Annotated in this window: 10 protein-coding genes; 6 read left to right on the top strand and 4 right to left on the bottom strand. The window is 58.1% G+C overall.

The features are described 5' to 3' along the window. Positions 1–81: 81 nt before the first annotated feature. On the top strand, positions 82–2,736 hold the full coding sequence (locus VPK24_RS12065) for a CHAT domain-containing protein (protein ID WP_393013658.1): 2,655 nt from the start codon (positions 82–84) through the stop codon (positions 2,734–2,736). 387 nt (positions 2,737–3,123) lie between these two features. Here the strand turns inward: VPK24_RS12065 and VPK24_RS12060 are convergent, their stop codons facing one another. Next, positions 3,124–3,408, bottom strand: coding sequence for a DUF1816 domain-containing protein (locus VPK24_RS12060; protein WP_099533216.1), 285 nt, complete (start codon positions 3,406–3,408; stop codon positions 3,124–3,126). Between the two features lie 505 nt (positions 3,409–3,913). On the opposite strand from VPK24_RS12060, the gene VPK24_RS12055 reads away from it, so the two are divergent. Then, entirely contained in the window at positions 3,914–4,036 is a 123-nt protein-coding gene (locus VPK24_RS12055) for a hypothetical protein (protein WP_393013656.1), read from the top strand. Here the strand turns inward: VPK24_RS12055 and VPK24_RS12050 are convergent. Then, entirely contained in the window at positions 4,033–5,502 is a 1,470-nt protein-coding gene (locus tag VPK24_RS12050; protein WP_393013654.1) for an isochorismate synthase, read from the bottom strand. The genes VPK24_RS12055 and VPK24_RS12050 overlap by 4 nt on opposite strands. A 289-nt stretch (positions 5,503–5,791) precedes the next feature. Here VPK24_RS12050 and menA point away from each other — a divergent pair, with 289 nt between their 5' ends. The 4 genes from menA to VPK24_RS12030 all read left to right on the top strand — a co-directional run bounded on the left by menA (position 5,792) and on the right by VPK24_RS12030 (position 10,238). Continuing rightward, positions 5,792–6,730: a 2-carboxy-1,4-naphthoquinone phytyltransferase gene (gene menA, locus VPK24_RS12045; RefSeq protein ID WP_393013652.1), complete on the top strand. Its 939-nt coding sequence runs from the start codon at positions 5,792–5,794 to the stop codon at positions 6,728–6,730. 36 nt (positions 6,731–6,766) lie between these two features. Next, the gene (locus VPK24_RS12040; protein ID WP_393013650.1) at positions 6,767–7,744 is read left to right on the top strand and encodes an o-succinylbenzoate synthase; all 978 of its coding nucleotides are present in this window, start codon (positions 6,767–6,769) and stop codon (positions 7,742–7,744) included. Further along, entirely contained in the window at positions 7,726–9,177 is a 1,452-nt protein-coding gene (locus VPK24_RS12035; RefSeq protein ID WP_393013648.1) for an AMP-binding protein, read from the top strand. The genes VPK24_RS12040 and VPK24_RS12035 overlap by 19 nt, the downstream gene beginning before the upstream one ends. A 326-nt stretch (positions 9,178–9,503) precedes the next feature. After that, positions 9,504–10,238, top strand: coding sequence for a DUF928 domain-containing protein (locus tag VPK24_RS12030; protein ID WP_393013646.1), 735 nt, complete (start codon positions 9,504–9,506; stop codon positions 10,236–10,238). On the opposite strand, the gene VPK24_RS12025 is transcribed toward VPK24_RS12030, so the two are convergent. Both VPK24_RS12025 and VPK24_RS12020 read right to left on the bottom strand, forming a co-directional pair. After that, positions 10,218–12,821 (bottom strand): CHAT domain-containing protein, encoded by a 2,604-nt coding sequence (locus VPK24_RS12025; protein WP_393013644.1) that lies wholly within the window; start codon positions 12,819–12,821, stop codon positions 10,218–10,220. The genes VPK24_RS12030 and VPK24_RS12025 overlap by 21 nt on opposite strands. After that, positions 12,818–15,856, bottom strand: a complete 3,039-nt coding sequence (locus VPK24_RS12020; RefSeq protein WP_393013642.1) for a two-partner secretion domain-containing protein — start codon at positions 15,854–15,856, stop codon at positions 12,818–12,820. Before VPK24_RS12020 ends, VPK24_RS12025 begins: the two co-directional genes overlap by 4 nt. Positions 15,857–15,875: the final 19 nt, after the last annotated feature.

Genomic DNA, 15,875 nt, shown 5'->3' with positions numbered 1-15,875 from the left:
AATAATAGGCGCTTCATCCAGTCCCGAGAAATTGCCCGATCGCCAACCATCATTTCCGCTCCCCTACCTCAGGATCGCCTCATGTCCTTTCGCGTGATCTCGCAAGTTTGGCCCTGGTTGAGAGTTTGGTTGGGATTCACGATCGCCCTCAGCCCAGGCTGGATCAGCGGCCCAGCGCTGGCCGACGTGGTTCCGGCTGATGACGGATTGGGAACCATTGTGGATCGCCCCAATGATCAACAGTTCAACATCACGGGTGGCAGTCGATCGAGCAGTGGAACCAACCTCTTCCACGGATTTGAGCAATTTGACCTGGAACCGGGCGACAGAGCCACCTTCATCATCGATCCCAGCATCCAGAACATCTTTGGCCGCATTAGCAGTGGCGATCCCTCAGTGATTGATGGTCTGGTACAAATGAGCGGCGGCTCCGCCAATCTTTATCTTTTGAACCCGGCGGGCATCGTCTTTGGCAGCACGGCCCAAGTGAACGTACCCGGCAGCTTTTATGCCACCAGCGCCAACGCTGTGCAATTTGGTCTTCAGTGGTTCAACGTCTTTGAGGGCAATGATTTACGGGGATTGAACGGCACGCCCACGGCCTTCGCCTTCTCGCCGCTCTTAGCCGGGTCGATCGTTCACGATGGAACCATTCAAGCGAATCAACAGGTGGCCCTCCTGGGGGGAACCGTGCTTTCCACGGGGTCGATCGCCTCAGGGGCTAACGCCGTCACGGTGGTCGCCGTGGAGGGCGATCGGGTGGTGCGCATCCAGTCGATCGGCAATATCCTCAGCTTCGACATTGGCATCCCCGGCCTCAACAGCCCCGGCAACAGCCCAATTCGACCTGCTGATACCGGATTCTTTGCGCCCCTCAACCTGCCAGAGCTGCTGAGTGGCCGCGCTGAAAACGTCGCCACCAGCATTGCCGTGGGGGACGATGGAACCGTGCAACTCAACCGCACTGGCGAAACCGTGGCCCTGGAGCCGGGGGCGGCCTTGGTGACGGGGCCGGTTAATGGCCAAGAGGGGGGCACGGGTTTGCAAGTGTTGCGCGATCAATCGCCGTTCCCTTTGCTGCCAGGCGTTCCCAATCGCCCCGGATCTCTCAATGAACTGGGCGATCCGTTGCCCCCCGACACCACCCAAAATATCGCCAACGCCTTTGAAACCGGAAAGTTCGATCCGCCTGGCCTGAGAGGGGAGTTGGGCGATCAAGACTTTGGCGATCGGGACTTTGGCGATCGGGACTTTGGCCCCATTGGCCCGGGGGAAGAGGGGAATCTAGCCTTGGATCCGGGGGAGTTTGGCCCCGATCGCCCTCTGGGGCCCGATGGTGAATTTGGCCCAGACCCCAGAGAGTTGGGGCCCGATGGTGAATTTGACCCAGACCCCAGAGAGTTGGGGCCCGATGGTGAATTTGACCCCGGTGAACTGAACCCTGAAAGTCTTGCCATGCTGGCTGACATCGAGGCCAGTAATTTGGCCTTGGATGCCAGCCTGGGCGACACCTTCTTGGAAGGAAACTTTGACTCGGGCTTGGATCAACTGGAAAGCACCTGGACACAGCAAATTGAGACCTATTTGGGTAGCTCAATCTCCAACAACCCCGTAAGCAGCGTCTCCTTGCGAGAACTGTTGAGCGAAATTCGACAACAGACCAACAGCCAAACCGCTTTGGTCTATGTGATGTTGCAGGAACAACAAACGGATTTGGTGGTGATTACCAGCAGCGGGGAACCCATCTACCGTCGATCGGGCGTGGGCCGGGCCGAAGTGTTGGCCGCCGCCGATCGTCTGCGCCAAGCGATCACCAATCCTGTGTTGCGGCGGGGCAACGCCTACCGCACGGCAGCAGAACAGCTCGATCGCTGGCTGATCGCCCCGATCGCCCCAGAACTGGCCGCCCAAAAGATCGATACCCTGCTGATCTCCCCCGATGTGGGCCTGCGATCGCTCCCCTGGGCCGCCCTGCATGATGGTCAGCAATTTTTGGTGCAGCGGTTTGCCTTGGGTATGACCCCCAGCGTTAACCTAACCGATGCCCGCTACGTCAGCCTTCGGGACGCTCCCATTTTGGCCATGGGTGCTTCCGAATTTCCAGCGGGGTTGAGTCCCCTGCCTGCCGTACCCATGGAACTGCAAACCATTGCCCAGGAACGGGCCCAAACCACCACCTTCTTGAACGAAGCCTTCACGATCGCCAACCTGCAAACCCAGCGCCAACGGCAACCGGCCCCCATTTTGCACCTGGCCACCCACGGCGAATTCAAACCCGGCCAACCGGTGAATTCCTACATTCAGTTCTGGAATCAGGAGCGCCTGACGCTCGATCGACTGCGGGAACTGAGTTTGAACCATCCCCCCGTGGAGTTGCTGGTGCTGAGTGCCTGTCGCACGGCCGTGGGTGATGCGAATGCGGAGTTGGGGTTTGCAGGGCTAGCGGTGCAGGCGGGTGTGAAATCTGCCCTCGCCAGCCTATGGTATGTGAGTGACGAAGGAACCCTAGCCCTCATGAGCGAGTTTTATCGGCAACTCTCGATCGCCCCCACGAAGTCCCAAGCCCTGCGTCAGGCCCAAATGGCCATGATTGAAGGACGAGTCCGCGTTGAAGGGAGCGGCCTCACATCCAGCGCCCGGGGGCCGATCCCGTTGCCGTCGCTGCCCGACAATTCCGGCTCCCTGGCCCATCCCTACTACTGGGCTGCCTTCGTGGCGATCGGCAGTCCTTGGTAAAACAGATTGGCAAAACAAACTAGATGGAACGAGAAACTTAGAGCTACCAAGCAGACTGCAAAGCAAGTTGGCGAGGTGGTGAGGTGGCAAACTTAACAGTTTTCTGGACAAAAACTCGTCATCAAACCAGTCTATAGATCCGGGTTGCTGGGGATTAGAAATGAACCCTTAACCCATGGCCCAGGCAAACAACCAAAGCTGTTTGCCCAGAGCCGAAATTCCGCCCATTGATGGCGAAAAGGATGTCAATGTCATCCCTCAATTCAGAACCAAATTGAGTAGCCAGGTCGCTCGATTCTTCACCTCCCGATCGCCCGTTGGGATCATCCCCATCACCGAGGGCTGCCGGGCGATCGATCGAGGAGTTTTCCGAGAATCGCAGGGGCCCTAAGCCTGGCTACTGACCATCGAGAAAGGGCGATCGCTCGGGGCCGCCTCCTCTGCTTCATCGAAAATGGTCAAATCCGTGGGTTTGCAGCGGGCTACCTTCACCGCAATGCCCTGCGCTCCTTCGATTTCCAAATCTTCCACATAACCAGCCACCGATGCTTTGGCTGTGGACTCCAAGCTAAAGGGACCAAAGTAGTAGGTGCACCGAGGAACCTGGGTCGTGATTTCGACCCAATAGGCCAGGCCCAGGGCATTCATTAAACGGGCAGAGAAGTCTTTCATAGGCGCTGTGGCTTGCGGGCGCTATTCAAAGTCAATTGCTATGGATATACGGGAAAGACGCGGACTGCAACAGACGACACTCCGGCCAGTGTGGAGGAATGTGGCTTTGAGGAAAGCGCAATAGGATACAGAATCACGCTCGATGGGGGCAGTCACATCGAAACGGTTGGTCTCTCGATCGAGATCTTTACACTTCGTTATACTCTGCTTAGCCCATTTTTCCAAGCACTGTCCGAAGGAAAGTTATGGCGATTCGTCAAGGAAATGGGGATCAGTGAGGACTGGAGGGCGATCCCGGCTGATCCGGTAATGACTCCGGTTGTTAAGTCCCTGCAGCGTAGCAAAGATTTTTGGTGCTGATCAAAAAACGGGTTTGCAGAAAATGGGCTTGGAGCTTCGTCCTTACCCCCCGCTCACTTCCTTAACCAAGCCAGCTAAAGGCCGCCCCAGCCGGGCAGTGCTTCAGATCCTTGACTTGCGGTAATTTCTTTTCTTGCGGTCAGTCTTGTCTGATTGGGTTGAAGGCTGGGCTGAAGCGGGATCCATGGGGGTCGATCGCCCGGATGTCCGGTGGCGCTGGGCGACTGGATCCGCAAAATTGGAGACCCTGATCGCGGCCAGTGCTTAAATTAAGGCGGCCCAAAGGGCTTGGAGCTTGAGTTGAATTTCGGCTAGCTCGCGCTCGGGGTCGGATCCGGCCACAATGCCCGCGCCCGCAAACAGCCGGGCCCGATCGCCCTGGATCAAGGCCGATCGAATCCCCACCGCAAATTCCGCATTCCCCATCGGATCGAGCCAACCGATCGCCCCGGTATAGAGCGATCGCTCAAAGGGTTCGTAGCGATCGATGGCGGCAATGGCGGCCGCTCGGGACAAGCCCGCCACGGCCGGGGTGGGGTGCAAGGCCGCCACCACATCTAATGGATCCACATTGCGCGGCAACCGGCCACAGATCGGCGTTTGCAGGTGTTGAATATTGCTCAATTTGCGCAGGCCGGGCTTGACGGCCACCTTGGGATGGGCCCCCAACTGGGCGAGGCGATCGGCAATGAAGTCCGCCACCAATCGGTGCTCATGCAGTTCCTTGGGGTTATTGAGCAGGCGATCGCCCCAGACCCGATCGAGTTCCGGCGTGGTGCCGCGCGGGGCCGACCCGGCCAGGGCTTCCGTGACAATCCGGCCGTGGTCAATGGCCACCAAGCATTCAGGGCTGGCTCCCAAGAAGGTTTGCCCCCGATCGTTCCCCACCGCAAAGGTGTAGCAACCGGGGTGACGGTGGCGCAGGTTATGGAGCAACAGGGCCGGATCCAAGGGTTCCGGGGCTTGCCAGTCGATCGCCCGGGCCAGCACCACCTTGCAAAACTGCCGATCGGCAATATCTTTCAGGGCCGATCGGGCCGCCGCCAAAAAGTCCGGATCATCCGGCGCGGCCAATTCCCACCCGCTGGACTGGTAACGGGCTGTCCTGGCGGTCAAGCTGGTGCTGCTGCTGCGCCACTGCAACAGTCGATCGAGCGGTTGCCACAGTTCCCCACAGAGCTGATCCAAATCGGTGCAACCATCCACCCAAGCATTGGCCGTGAATGTGGTGATGGGGCCCTGGGCGGTGGTGCGGCGAACCACTTGCCAGCGGGGCAAAAAAATCAACGCCTCCCCAAAGGGACTGCCCAGGTCGCGCGGTTCATCGAGGAAGGGAAATGCACAAAGCAGCGACGGAATCGATCGGGCCAAGGCCGGGCGATCGCCCTCGGCCATGCCATAGGCCCGCTCACTCGCTCGCAACAGGCCATGAATCTTTCGAGCAAAAGCTTTGGTTTTTGTGAACCGATCACTCCCGGCCACCGCCAAAGCCACCGTGCGATCAAAGGCAGCAATTGCCGATCGACGATCGGGTTTTTCAAAATAAAAACTGAGGCAATCCGCCTGGGAAAACTCAGCAAAAACTTCCAGGGGATCGAGCGCCGGAATTTCAAAAGTTAAACGCACAATTTGCGATCGAAACGATCGCAAGAACTCGTCCCGAGCTGCCTCAAGTATGCAATAGAGGCGCGTTGGTGAGAGCAAATCTGTTTGCTGACCCAGTGCGCTTAACATTAGAATTCAGATTTGATTAAAGGCTGTAAAAAAAATTAATTATCGTCCGAACGGCCGCAATGCTTCGACTACTGGTTATCTTAATCGAGTTTCCTCAATAATACCCGCCCCCTAAGGAGCATCTGGTAAATTTGGCATGATTCAGCAGTCACCCGATCGCTCTGCCCGATCGCCCTGCCTGAACCGCGCCTGAATCCTGCCTGAACCCCCTTGGGTATTGGCGAGGCCGCCCTTGCCCCGTCGATTGCCCAAGCCACCATCTACCACCGTTGACTGTCGTGATCGCCCTATGACTGCTCCCAGTCTTTCCGCCCCACCCAACAGCCCACCCGAAGCGCCCTCCCGCCGTCAACTGTGGAAGGCGGCGATCAAACTGCCCATGTATACCGTGGCGGTGATGCCGATTCTGTTGGGATCCGCCACTGCCGCCTTTGAAACCAAACGGCTGAATGGGGGAATTTTGGCTCTGTTTTTAGGGGCGGCCATTGCCATTATTGCTTGGTTGAATCTAACCAATGATGTGTTTGATTCTGACACGGGCATTGATGTGAATAAAGCCCATTCCGTGGTGAATTTAACCGGTAACCGATCGCTGGTTTTTGCGATCGCCAATCTATTTTTAGTGGCCGGAATTACATCCATTGGGGCGATCGCTTGGCTCCAACAGGATTGGACTGTTTTAGCAATCATTTTAGCCAGTTGTATTTTGGGCTATAGCTATCAAGGGCCGCCCTTTCGCTTTGGCTATTTAGGGTTGGGAGAACCCATCTGTTTTGTCACCTTTGGGCCCATGGCGCTGGCCGCTGCTTACTATAGCCAAGCCCAAAGTTGGTCGCTGTTGAATTGGGGCGCGTCCGTCTTTATGGGCATCACCACCAGCCTTATTTTGTTCTGTTCCCACTTCCATCAGGTGGCTGATGACTTGCGAGCGGGCAAACGATCGCCTGTGGCCCGGCTGGGCACGGCTCGATCGGCCGCCCTGCTGCCCTGGTTTTGTGGCACAGCCTTTGGGGTAGTGGTGGCGGGAATCCTGTGGGGGGCTTTCCCCCTCTGGACATTGCTCACGGGTTTGAGCCTGCCGATCGCCCTACATTTGTGTCGGCATGTGGGGCAACACCACGACCAACCCGATCGGGTCAGCAACAGCAAATTCATCGCCGTCAAATTTCATTTTTGGAGCGGTTTAGCCCTCAGTGGCGGTTTTCTGTTGGGGGCTTGGTTACAGTAGTGGCCAACCCCCCGGCCAAAAATCAGGAGGAAACTGGTGCGATCGAATCGCTTGAATGTGCAATTTCGATACTACGAACGCAACTTTGTGCGTCCGTTACAAACCAGCTATGGCAGTTGGGCCAAGCGCGAAGGAATTGTGGTGCGGCTGCGAGATGAAGCCAATCGATTCGGTTGGGGAGAAATCGCACCCTTGCCTTGGTTTGGCACTGAAACCCTGGAGCAGGCGATCGCCTTTTTACGATCGCTGGATGGGGAAATTTCACCGGCTCAACTGTGGCAAATTCCAGACACTTTGCCCTGTTGTCAATTTGCCCTGGAATCGGCCTTCAAAAGCCTGGCCAACGATCGGGAACCGACCCCCTTTACCCTCCCGCCCGATCGCCTGGCGGCCCTGTTACCGGCCGGTGAACGGGTGTTGAGCAGTTGGCAAAATCCCTGGACAGCCGGCCATCGCACCTTCAAGTGGAAAATTGGCGTTTTTACCAGCGAATTGGAATGGGGCTGGTTTGCGCAATTGTTGGGAAACCTGCCGCCAGAGGGCCGGTTGCGCCTGGATGCCAACGGGGCGCTCACGGAGGCCGCCTGTCGCGGCTGGCTGGAACGGTGCGACGGAGCGGGCGATCGGGTGGAATTTTTGGAACAGCCCCTGGCCCAGGTGGCTCCCATGCAGGCGATCGCCCCCCATTTCCGCACCCCGATCGCCCTTGATGAATCGGTGACCCAATTCAAACACCTGCAAGCCGCCGTCCAAGGGGGCTGGCGCGGTTTGTTTGTTCTGAAACCCAGCATTGCCGGATTTCCCAGCCGCCTCCAGGCCACCATTCAAACCCGCGGCCTCGATTGCGTGTTTTCTTCGGTGTTTGAAAGTTTTGTGGGCCAAGGGGCTGCGCTGCGGTTGGCGGAAGTGGGGGCGCGGCCTGGGGGCGCGCGGGCCTTGGGCTTTGGGGTGGGCAGTTGGCTGGATCCCTTGCCCCCTCGCTGGTTGGCAGGCCTATGGAACCGGCGATCCTAACGCCCGATTTGGCCTGGGCCGCGCCCGATCGCTGGCTGGCCACATTGCGCGATCGAACAGCGGCCGGCTGGCTGTGGGGCATTGAGGCCGAGGCGTTGCTACGGGCCACGGAAGAACGAGCGGCGGCCCTGGCGCGATCGGGCTGCGGGGGAACCCAACGGCGAATTTTGCTGTTGGAATCGAAGCCATTACCCTTTTTGGCGGGATTTTTCGCGGCCGTTGCCCAAGGCTGCTCCGTTTTTTTAGGTAATGCCCAATGGAGCGCCGCTGAACGAACCCAAGTGCTGACTTGGTTGCAGCCCGATCGACTCTGGGAAAACCAGGGCGAAACCATCCTAGATAAGCCCCCGGGCGATCGTGCTCCCTTGCCCCCGACGGCGGAACCTTGGATTGGGCTACCCACGGGTGGCACATCGGGCCAAATCCGCTTTGCACTGCACCAACCCCGATCGCTGGCCGCTTCCGTGGCCGGCTTTTGCGCTTATTTTGCGGAAGATTGGCCCGGCCCCCAAACCCACAGCACCCTCTGCACCTTGCCCCTGTGCCATGCCAGCGGGTTAATGCAGGTCTTGCGTTGCTTTTGGGGCGGCGGCCGGTTGGCCCTGGCCCCGATCGACCAAGGATTGCGCTTGGGGTCGATCGGGTTTTTGTCCCTGGTTCCCACCCAGCTCCTGCGGCTGCTGGGGCCAGAAACCCCGTGGCTCCAGCAATTTCGCGTGATTCTGTTGGGGGGCGCGCCCGCCTGGCCAGCCCTGTTGGATCAAGCCCAAGCGGTGGGGGTGCGGCTGGCTCCCACCTATGGCTCCACGGAAACCGCCTCCCAAGTCGCCACCCTGCGGCCCGCTGAATTTCTGGCCGGGGCCCGAGGCGCGGGACAGGTGTTGCCCCATGCGACGGTGGCGATCGAGTCAGACTGGGCCCACGATCCCCTTTCCACACCCAGCCCGCCTGGGAACAGCTCAACCCTTGGCCGAGTGGCGATCGCGGGGAATTCCTTGGCGGCCGGCTATCTGAGCGCCCCAGGGTTGACCCCTCTGGACACCACCGCCACGGGGCAATTCCTGACGGATGATCTGGGCTATTTTGACGGGGCCCAGCGGCTGCATTTGGTGGGCCGCGCCAGCCACAAAATTATCACCGGGGGCGAAAATGTCTATCCCGCTGAGGTGGAAGCGGCCCTTTGGGAGACGGGATGGGTGGTTGATGTGGTGGTGTTGGGGTTGCCCGATCGGGAATGGGGCCAGGCGATCGGGGCGGCCTATGTGCCGGTGAGCGCCCTGATCACGCCCGACCAACTGCGATCGGCCTTGGGCGATCGGCTCAGTCGCTACAAAATTCCCAAACGCTGGCTACCCCTAACCCAAATTCCCCGCAACGCCCAAGGCAAGGTCGATCGGCTGGCCTTAGCCGCACAGTTTCACCCATTCGGCTAAACCAAGCCGGTGGACTCGCCTGCCCGCCGCACCCAATGATGACCACGGGATTCAGGCAAGTCAGAGAAATTTCGAGGAAGATAGTTAATAGACCTCTTGCGCGAATCAGCTAACAGCCCCCAGCTCCTTCTCCCAAGGAGGGCGAAGGGGAGCCAGGAATCAGGAACCACCGCAATTTTGTTGTTACTCGTCAAGTCCCAACTTGGGAGAGGGATTTAGGGTGAGGGTTTTGATCGATGCAAGAGGTCTAATGAGCACTTAATCTTTCCCTTCCTCTGATCATGATTCATGTTCAGTCTCGTTGTGTTGGGTTTGGACTAACCCACATGGGTCTTGTTTTGGGTGGTTTGTTGGTAGGGGTGACGCTCGGAGCTTTGCCAGGATGGGCGATCGACCCGCTTCAGCCGATCGCCCGCCGGGCCAATCCAACCCTGAACCAAACCCAGCGGCAACCCAAACAAGTCAGGCCCCCCGTGCGGGGCGATCGACCCATCAATGGCCGCAGGCGCGGGGCCGGGAGCTATAGCGGTTGCACCATGGAGGGGGCGGTGGATCCGGCCAAGCTGCTGGTGGCGCTGGTTCCAGAGGTTGTTTGGGAAAATGGGGAAACGGTGGTTTTGGGCGAAACCCGCCATGCTCAGCCTGGGTTGTGGTTTTATGTGGGCTATCCGGCGGGCACGGTGTTGGAATGGGAATTGCAAGATGCGGCCGGTCATGCCCTGGATCAGCAGCGCCTGGTGATGGGTTCCCAAGCGGGGCTGTTGCGATTGCCCCTATCGCCCAACGGCCCGGGCCTTGCGCCTAACCGTTTCTATTCCTGGTATTTGCGGGTGAACTGTGCCAATCGGCCCGAGGAATCGGTGGACTTTGTGATGGGCACGATCGTCCATGCGGCCAATGCCAAAACGGAATATTGGTTGGATCAGCTCGATCGGCTCTTGAGTCCCGGCGGCCAAGGACGATCGCCCCAATTGATAGAACTCTTGGATCAGGAGGGCTTTAGCGATTTGCGCGAGGCCCCCTTGGCCGCGCCGCCCCAGCTAGCGCCAGTCACCAATTAGGACAAAGGCGGCCCAATAGTGGGGATCGGCGGCGAGGTTGCCTCGATCGCTCAGCAGCTTCAACTTGGCTTGCTGGAGGGCGCGGGCTTTGGACAATCCAGCCAGCCAACCCCTGTAAAACTCGCTAAAAAGCCGATTGGCCTTGTCATCGGCGGGAATATTCCACAGGGAAGACACCAGACTGCGCGCACCCGATCGCACCGCCAACCCTGCTAAACCCAAGGTTTCGTAGCGATCGCCCGTGGCCGTTTGGCAAGCGGACAAAGTGAGCAAATCCAGTGGTTCCGATCGTTTGGCCCGGCGCTCCTTCAGCAACTGATCCAAATCCTCCATGTTGAGCTTGCCTTCCCAGGTCAGCAAGAAAGTGTGATCGCGCTGGGAACTGAATTGCCCATGGGTGGCCAAGTGCAACACGGTGATCGGTTGGCTGACCAAGGCTTGGGTCAAGGCTGTGGGCGTAAATTCCTGATTGAGCAAAATTTGCCCCTTCAGCAGTTTTCCCAACTGGGCAAGCTGTTGGGGCACGGGAGCCAGGGCCGTAGATCCTTCGCGCGATTCGGACAAGCCAGCCCACAGGGCCGGGCCGCGCCGTCCCCGACCGGAGGCTGGATCCAGCTTTACATCAGGGGCGATCGACAAGGCAAAGGATTCCACCAAATAGCGCTCCCCATCAAACAAGGCATCGATCGGCAAGTTCCGCAGGGAAGGATCCAACACACAAACCAACAGGTTAATGCCCGCCGCCGTCAGGATGGGGCGATGGGGTTCCAAAATCCAGCGATAGAGCTGTTGGCTATCCGGTTGTAAGGCGCGGCCCCTGCCCATTTTTCTGAAGTTGCGGTTGAGGCGCTGAAGGAGCTTGTCCAAGTCGGATTGGTTGATTGGCTGGCGGTGCAGGTTTTGGCGTTCTTGGCCCGTTTGGGGATCCTTCCAACGCACCAGGGTATCGATCGACCGGTTGGCCGATCCCGAGGTCAAATCTGGCGGCAATTCCGTGATGGCCACCACCACCACCGCCGCCCGTTCATCGGTAGTTGAGTCAGCCAACTGGAGCAAGTCCGATGGGGCGGGATTGTCGAGGCGACATTGCAGAAAATTCTCAATCCGTTGCAGTTGCAGATTTTGGAGCTGTTGGCTGGCTTCAATCCGATCGCTGGTTTCAGCCGAAGCAAACAGCAGTCCCATTTGTTGGCGATAGAGCGGCTCGGCGCGATCGAGCCAGCCTTGCACCCCTTCCGTGTGCAATCCCGGCAGCCGCACACTCAGGCCCGCCAAACTGGAGCGGGCGGCTTGGGCAGCTTCAGCGGCCAAACGGTAAGCAGCCAAGGCCTCGCGGGTTTGGCCCAAATGGTGAGCCATCCGCCCCAACAGCCACAGGGCCTCATAGTTCCATTCGGGCCGATCGAGCGGTTCCCATTGCTCAAGGGCCGATCGGGCCGCTTGGGCCGCCCCTGCCCGATCGCCCCCTTGCGCCAACACCTGGCCGCGCAATTGCCAAGCCCAACCCAACAGGGCCCGATCGCCCAAAGATGTCGCCTGTTGTTGGGCCCGTTGCACCAGGGACAGCACCTGCGCCATGGGCATCGGCTGGTTTAGTTGGCTTAAGGCCCGGGCCGCCGCCAACTGCAACGCCACTGCCGATCGTCCCCCTGTCCAGCGCTGGGCCGCCAGTCGCAATTGTTCCGCCCACTCCGACGACTCTGGCCGCCCGCGTTCTGTGGCCAATTCTAGTCGCCCAACCATGGCCGATCGCCACAGGGTTGGATCGGGCCCCAAAATCACCGCGTGATAGTGCGCGATCGCAGCTTCAGCCCAAGTGGCCTGCTCGGTGGCGGATTCGCCCATGGTCGCCCGCCGACTAGCAATTTGGGCCAAGGTCAATTCCGCCGCCGCACCCAAAACCGGTTTCGCCTCGATCGCCGCCTGCCAAGCCTGCTCAAAATCCTCCGCCAACAGCAACGCCAAGGCCAAACGATGTAACCCCCGCGCCCGAACGGCGATCGCCTCCGGTTCCCGGGGTGGCTCCTGTTGCCAGTGGCGCTGCAAATCCCACAGCCGCACCAAGGCCCGGCGCTGGTTGCCGGCCCCCTGCCAAACGGCGGCCTCATCAATTTGGCTGTTCAGGGTTCCCACGGGGTCGCCGGCCACTTGGTATTGCTGGGCGGCCATTTGAAAAGCCTGTTCCGCCAAACTCCACTGCTGTTGAAGGGCGGCGGTGGCTCCGGCCGCTCCCCACAGCCGAGCGGCCACGGCCGCCGACAGGCCGCCCGCAAGAGCCGATCGCCCCCGATCGATCCAAGCTTGGGCCGCCGTGGTTTCACTGAATTGCAAGTGGGCCCAAGCCAAATAGCTCACCACCAGCCCTAGGGTTTCCCGATCGCCCCGTTGCGTTGCTGGCTCCAGTACCGATTGCCAAAGGGCGATCGCTTCCCGGTAGCGACCCTCGTAATAGGCTTGCCGGCCCGCTTCGAGCAAATCATCCAGCGCTTGGGCTTGGGCCCGTTCTCCGAGACCCGACAGGGCGATCGCCCCGCCCCAACCCAACAAACCCAAGAGCGATCGCCGAGACCAGGATCGATTCATGGCTCAACTCCCCAACGGCAACTCGATTCACCCCTCGCCCATTGCACCGGAGCGCCGGCCATCAACTGAATTTGTCCGGCTTCTGTCCTTTGCCAATGGGTGGCTTCCAAAATCGGCTCCCGCAGCGGAGGGGTGGCTTCGGCTTTGGCGGTGGTCGTTGGGGCGATCGGGCGCAAATCTGCCGTGAAGGGCATGGCTTCCAGGGTGGCCGCCTCGATCGGGTTTGGTGCTTGGCCGGCTCGTCCCAAGGCAAAAAACTCGATCGCCCTCGGATCCGATCGAGGGCCGCAGGGACTGGTAGGCTCCGGCGGCACACCCACATCACTGGGCAGGGCGATCGCCCCTCGGGCCGGGTCGGGGTTCAGCACCTCCAGTTGCACCGTGCCGCTAAATTCTGGCCCCCGCGCCGAGCTAGCCGTAATATCACTGCGATCGGTCAATGCTTCCCGAAAAGCCGTCCCAAACACCCCTTGGGCCCGCAAGTTCACCCGTCCACCAAAACTATTCACCGAATTGGCGGAAATATCACTGTTTTCCAGCGCCACCAGCGTGTCCGTGTCGATCACAATGTTGCCGCCGGTTGCTGAGTCCTGAGCATTGGTGCTGATCAGGGAGTGATTACGCAGTTGAATATCGTGGCTGTCAATTTGAATACTGCCAAAATCCCCGGAGCGCGTTTCTGCCGAGAGATGCGCTCCAGTCATTTGCAACTGGTCAACCGAGAGGCCCATGCGCCCCGCCGCTCCTGTTCCCGCTGACCCCACTGCCAAAGTTGTTCTCGGCTGCAGATTAATTTCTCGGGCTTGTATATTTAGGCTCCCACCTTCTCCAGTTGATTCAACATCAGCTCCTACAAAAATGCCGCTGAAAGAGCCAAGATTTCGCCCCACAACATTTTCACCAAATAGTTCTTGCCGGACAGCAAACCGTGGATCAAATCCTTCCACTAAAACTTGGTCGGCACTGATTGTAATGTCACCGGCATGGCCTGCTTTTGTGGTTGTGGCAATTGCTTGTCCACCGCTAAGAAATGATAAGCGATCGGCTACAAGAGTAATACTGCCAGCATCCTGATTAGTTAACGTTTGAGTGTTAATCACTGCTCCATTGGAAACAGTCAATGACTGCGCTTCAACTTGGATTGATCCACCACGTCCAAGGCTGTTCCCTTCTGAGGAGCTAATAATCGCACTAGAAGATAAATCAGGGCCAACTCCATCAATCGTCATGTCTTCAGCTACTCGAATGCGAATACTTCCAGCGTTACCGCCTCCATCTGTCCTTGTAATGATTAGCCCACCATGACTAACCAGTAGAGACCCCGCACTAATTTGGATGTTTCCTCCTTCTCCTTTGCTGGTTCTTGAAGCAGAGCTATAGAGTCCACTAGATTGTTGAAAAATTAATTTTTCATTCTCAGAAAATACGATTACTTCGTCCAGTTGACTTACACCAGAAATTATAATTCTGTCACTGACCTGAATTAATAAGTTGCCAGCATTACCAGCTCCGCGAGTGGTGGCAGTAATAAACCCTCCATCACGGAGTGTTAATGAGCGAGATTGGAGATCGATCGTGCCACCATTTCCTGCAGAGTTTTCTGCACTTCGGCTGTAGATACCACTGGACTCACGATCAACGTCTCCAGCACGAGCATCAACTCGCTCGATTACGACATCCCCCGTAGCACGAATCGTAATGCGTCCTGCATTGCCTTGACCGGCAGTATTAGCTCGAATTGAGCCACCATCTGCCAAGTGAATTGAGCCAACTTGAATATCAATTAAGCCACCGTTGCCCGTGCCAGAGACTTCAGCTAAATTCAAAATACCGCTATAAAGAAAGGGGTTTTCACTAGCACCTGCAACCGTTAATTGATCAGCGATTATTCTTAAGTTTCCGGCATTACCAACTCCTTCAGTGCCGGTATAAACACGACCGCCATTCAAGAGCTGGACTAATCGAGCCTGAATAGTTGTATTGCCAGCGTTTCCCACGGCATCTGGATCAACAGCATTTGAAAAGAAGGTTAATCCTCCATCAAGGGTAATTGTGTTTGTTGCGCGGGCGCGAATATCTCCACTGATTGGTAAGTTATTAAGAGGTACTTGATCAGCAGTTATTGAGCTAGGTTCTACACCATCAACTGATTCGGGCGCACGAACTCCCGCAAAAACTTGAGAGCCAGAACTCAGCAAAATATTGTGGCTATCAAGTTCCACTGTGCCGCCTTGGGTCAAATCTCGAACATCCAAAAGGGCTTTATTCGTTAATAGAATGCTCGATGGTGAAATAACAGCTTGACCAGTGCCGATCGAGCCGGAATTGGTGGCTTGAATGGTGGCAATTGGTGTATTCAACGCTAGGGTTGCATTGGGAGGGCTGGCGATCAGTTGCAGGCGGCCACGCGGCGCAATCAACACACCACCATCCAGCTCGATCGCCCCACCAAACAAGCCGATCGCCTGACCCGGCTGCACTTCTAAACCCGTGGGAACCTTTGGATCAGCTGATCGCGCCTCCACCCGAATTGCTCCCGGCGCAGACCCGTATTGCAACCCCACCGGCACGCTCATCGACAGCAACGGCCGACCTGCCGGATCGTTGACCCCAAAACTCAGCCCATTGGCAAACACCAGGCGATCGGCCGTACTGGCAAAAAACGATCCGCCCAGATCTAGGCGAGCATTGGGCCCAAACAAAATGCCCGCTGGATTGAGTAGGAAAAGATTGGCTGCCCCATTGGCCCTCAGCGTTCCGTCCAGGAGCGATCGCTGGCCGCCAGTCACTCGGGCAAAAATATTAGCCACGTCGGCGGCATTGTTGAAGTGAGCCAGCCCGCCCGTGGGAATCGAAAACTGCTGAAAACTATGAAACAGGTTGCTCCCGGCCCGATCGCCCCCCTCGATCGTCCATTGGTTGGGTTCCCGTTGTTGCACCGTGGTTGAAAGTTGACCATCCGGGGCGATCGACTCAGCAACCGCAGCAGTGGCCAAAAAACCTGCCATCAACCCATGGGTTACCACAACCCCCACTCCAACCAGGGAGATGGTG

The sequence above is a fragment of the Limnothrix redekei LRLZ20PSL1 genome, assembly GCF_043235035.1.
In the GTDB taxonomy this organism is placed as follows: domain Bacteria; phylum Cyanobacteriota; class Cyanobacteriia; order CACIAM-69d; family CACIAM-69d; genus CACIAM-69d.
Note: the sequence above shows the minus strand (reverse complement) of the source record. Positions and strands in the feature narration are given on the sequence as shown.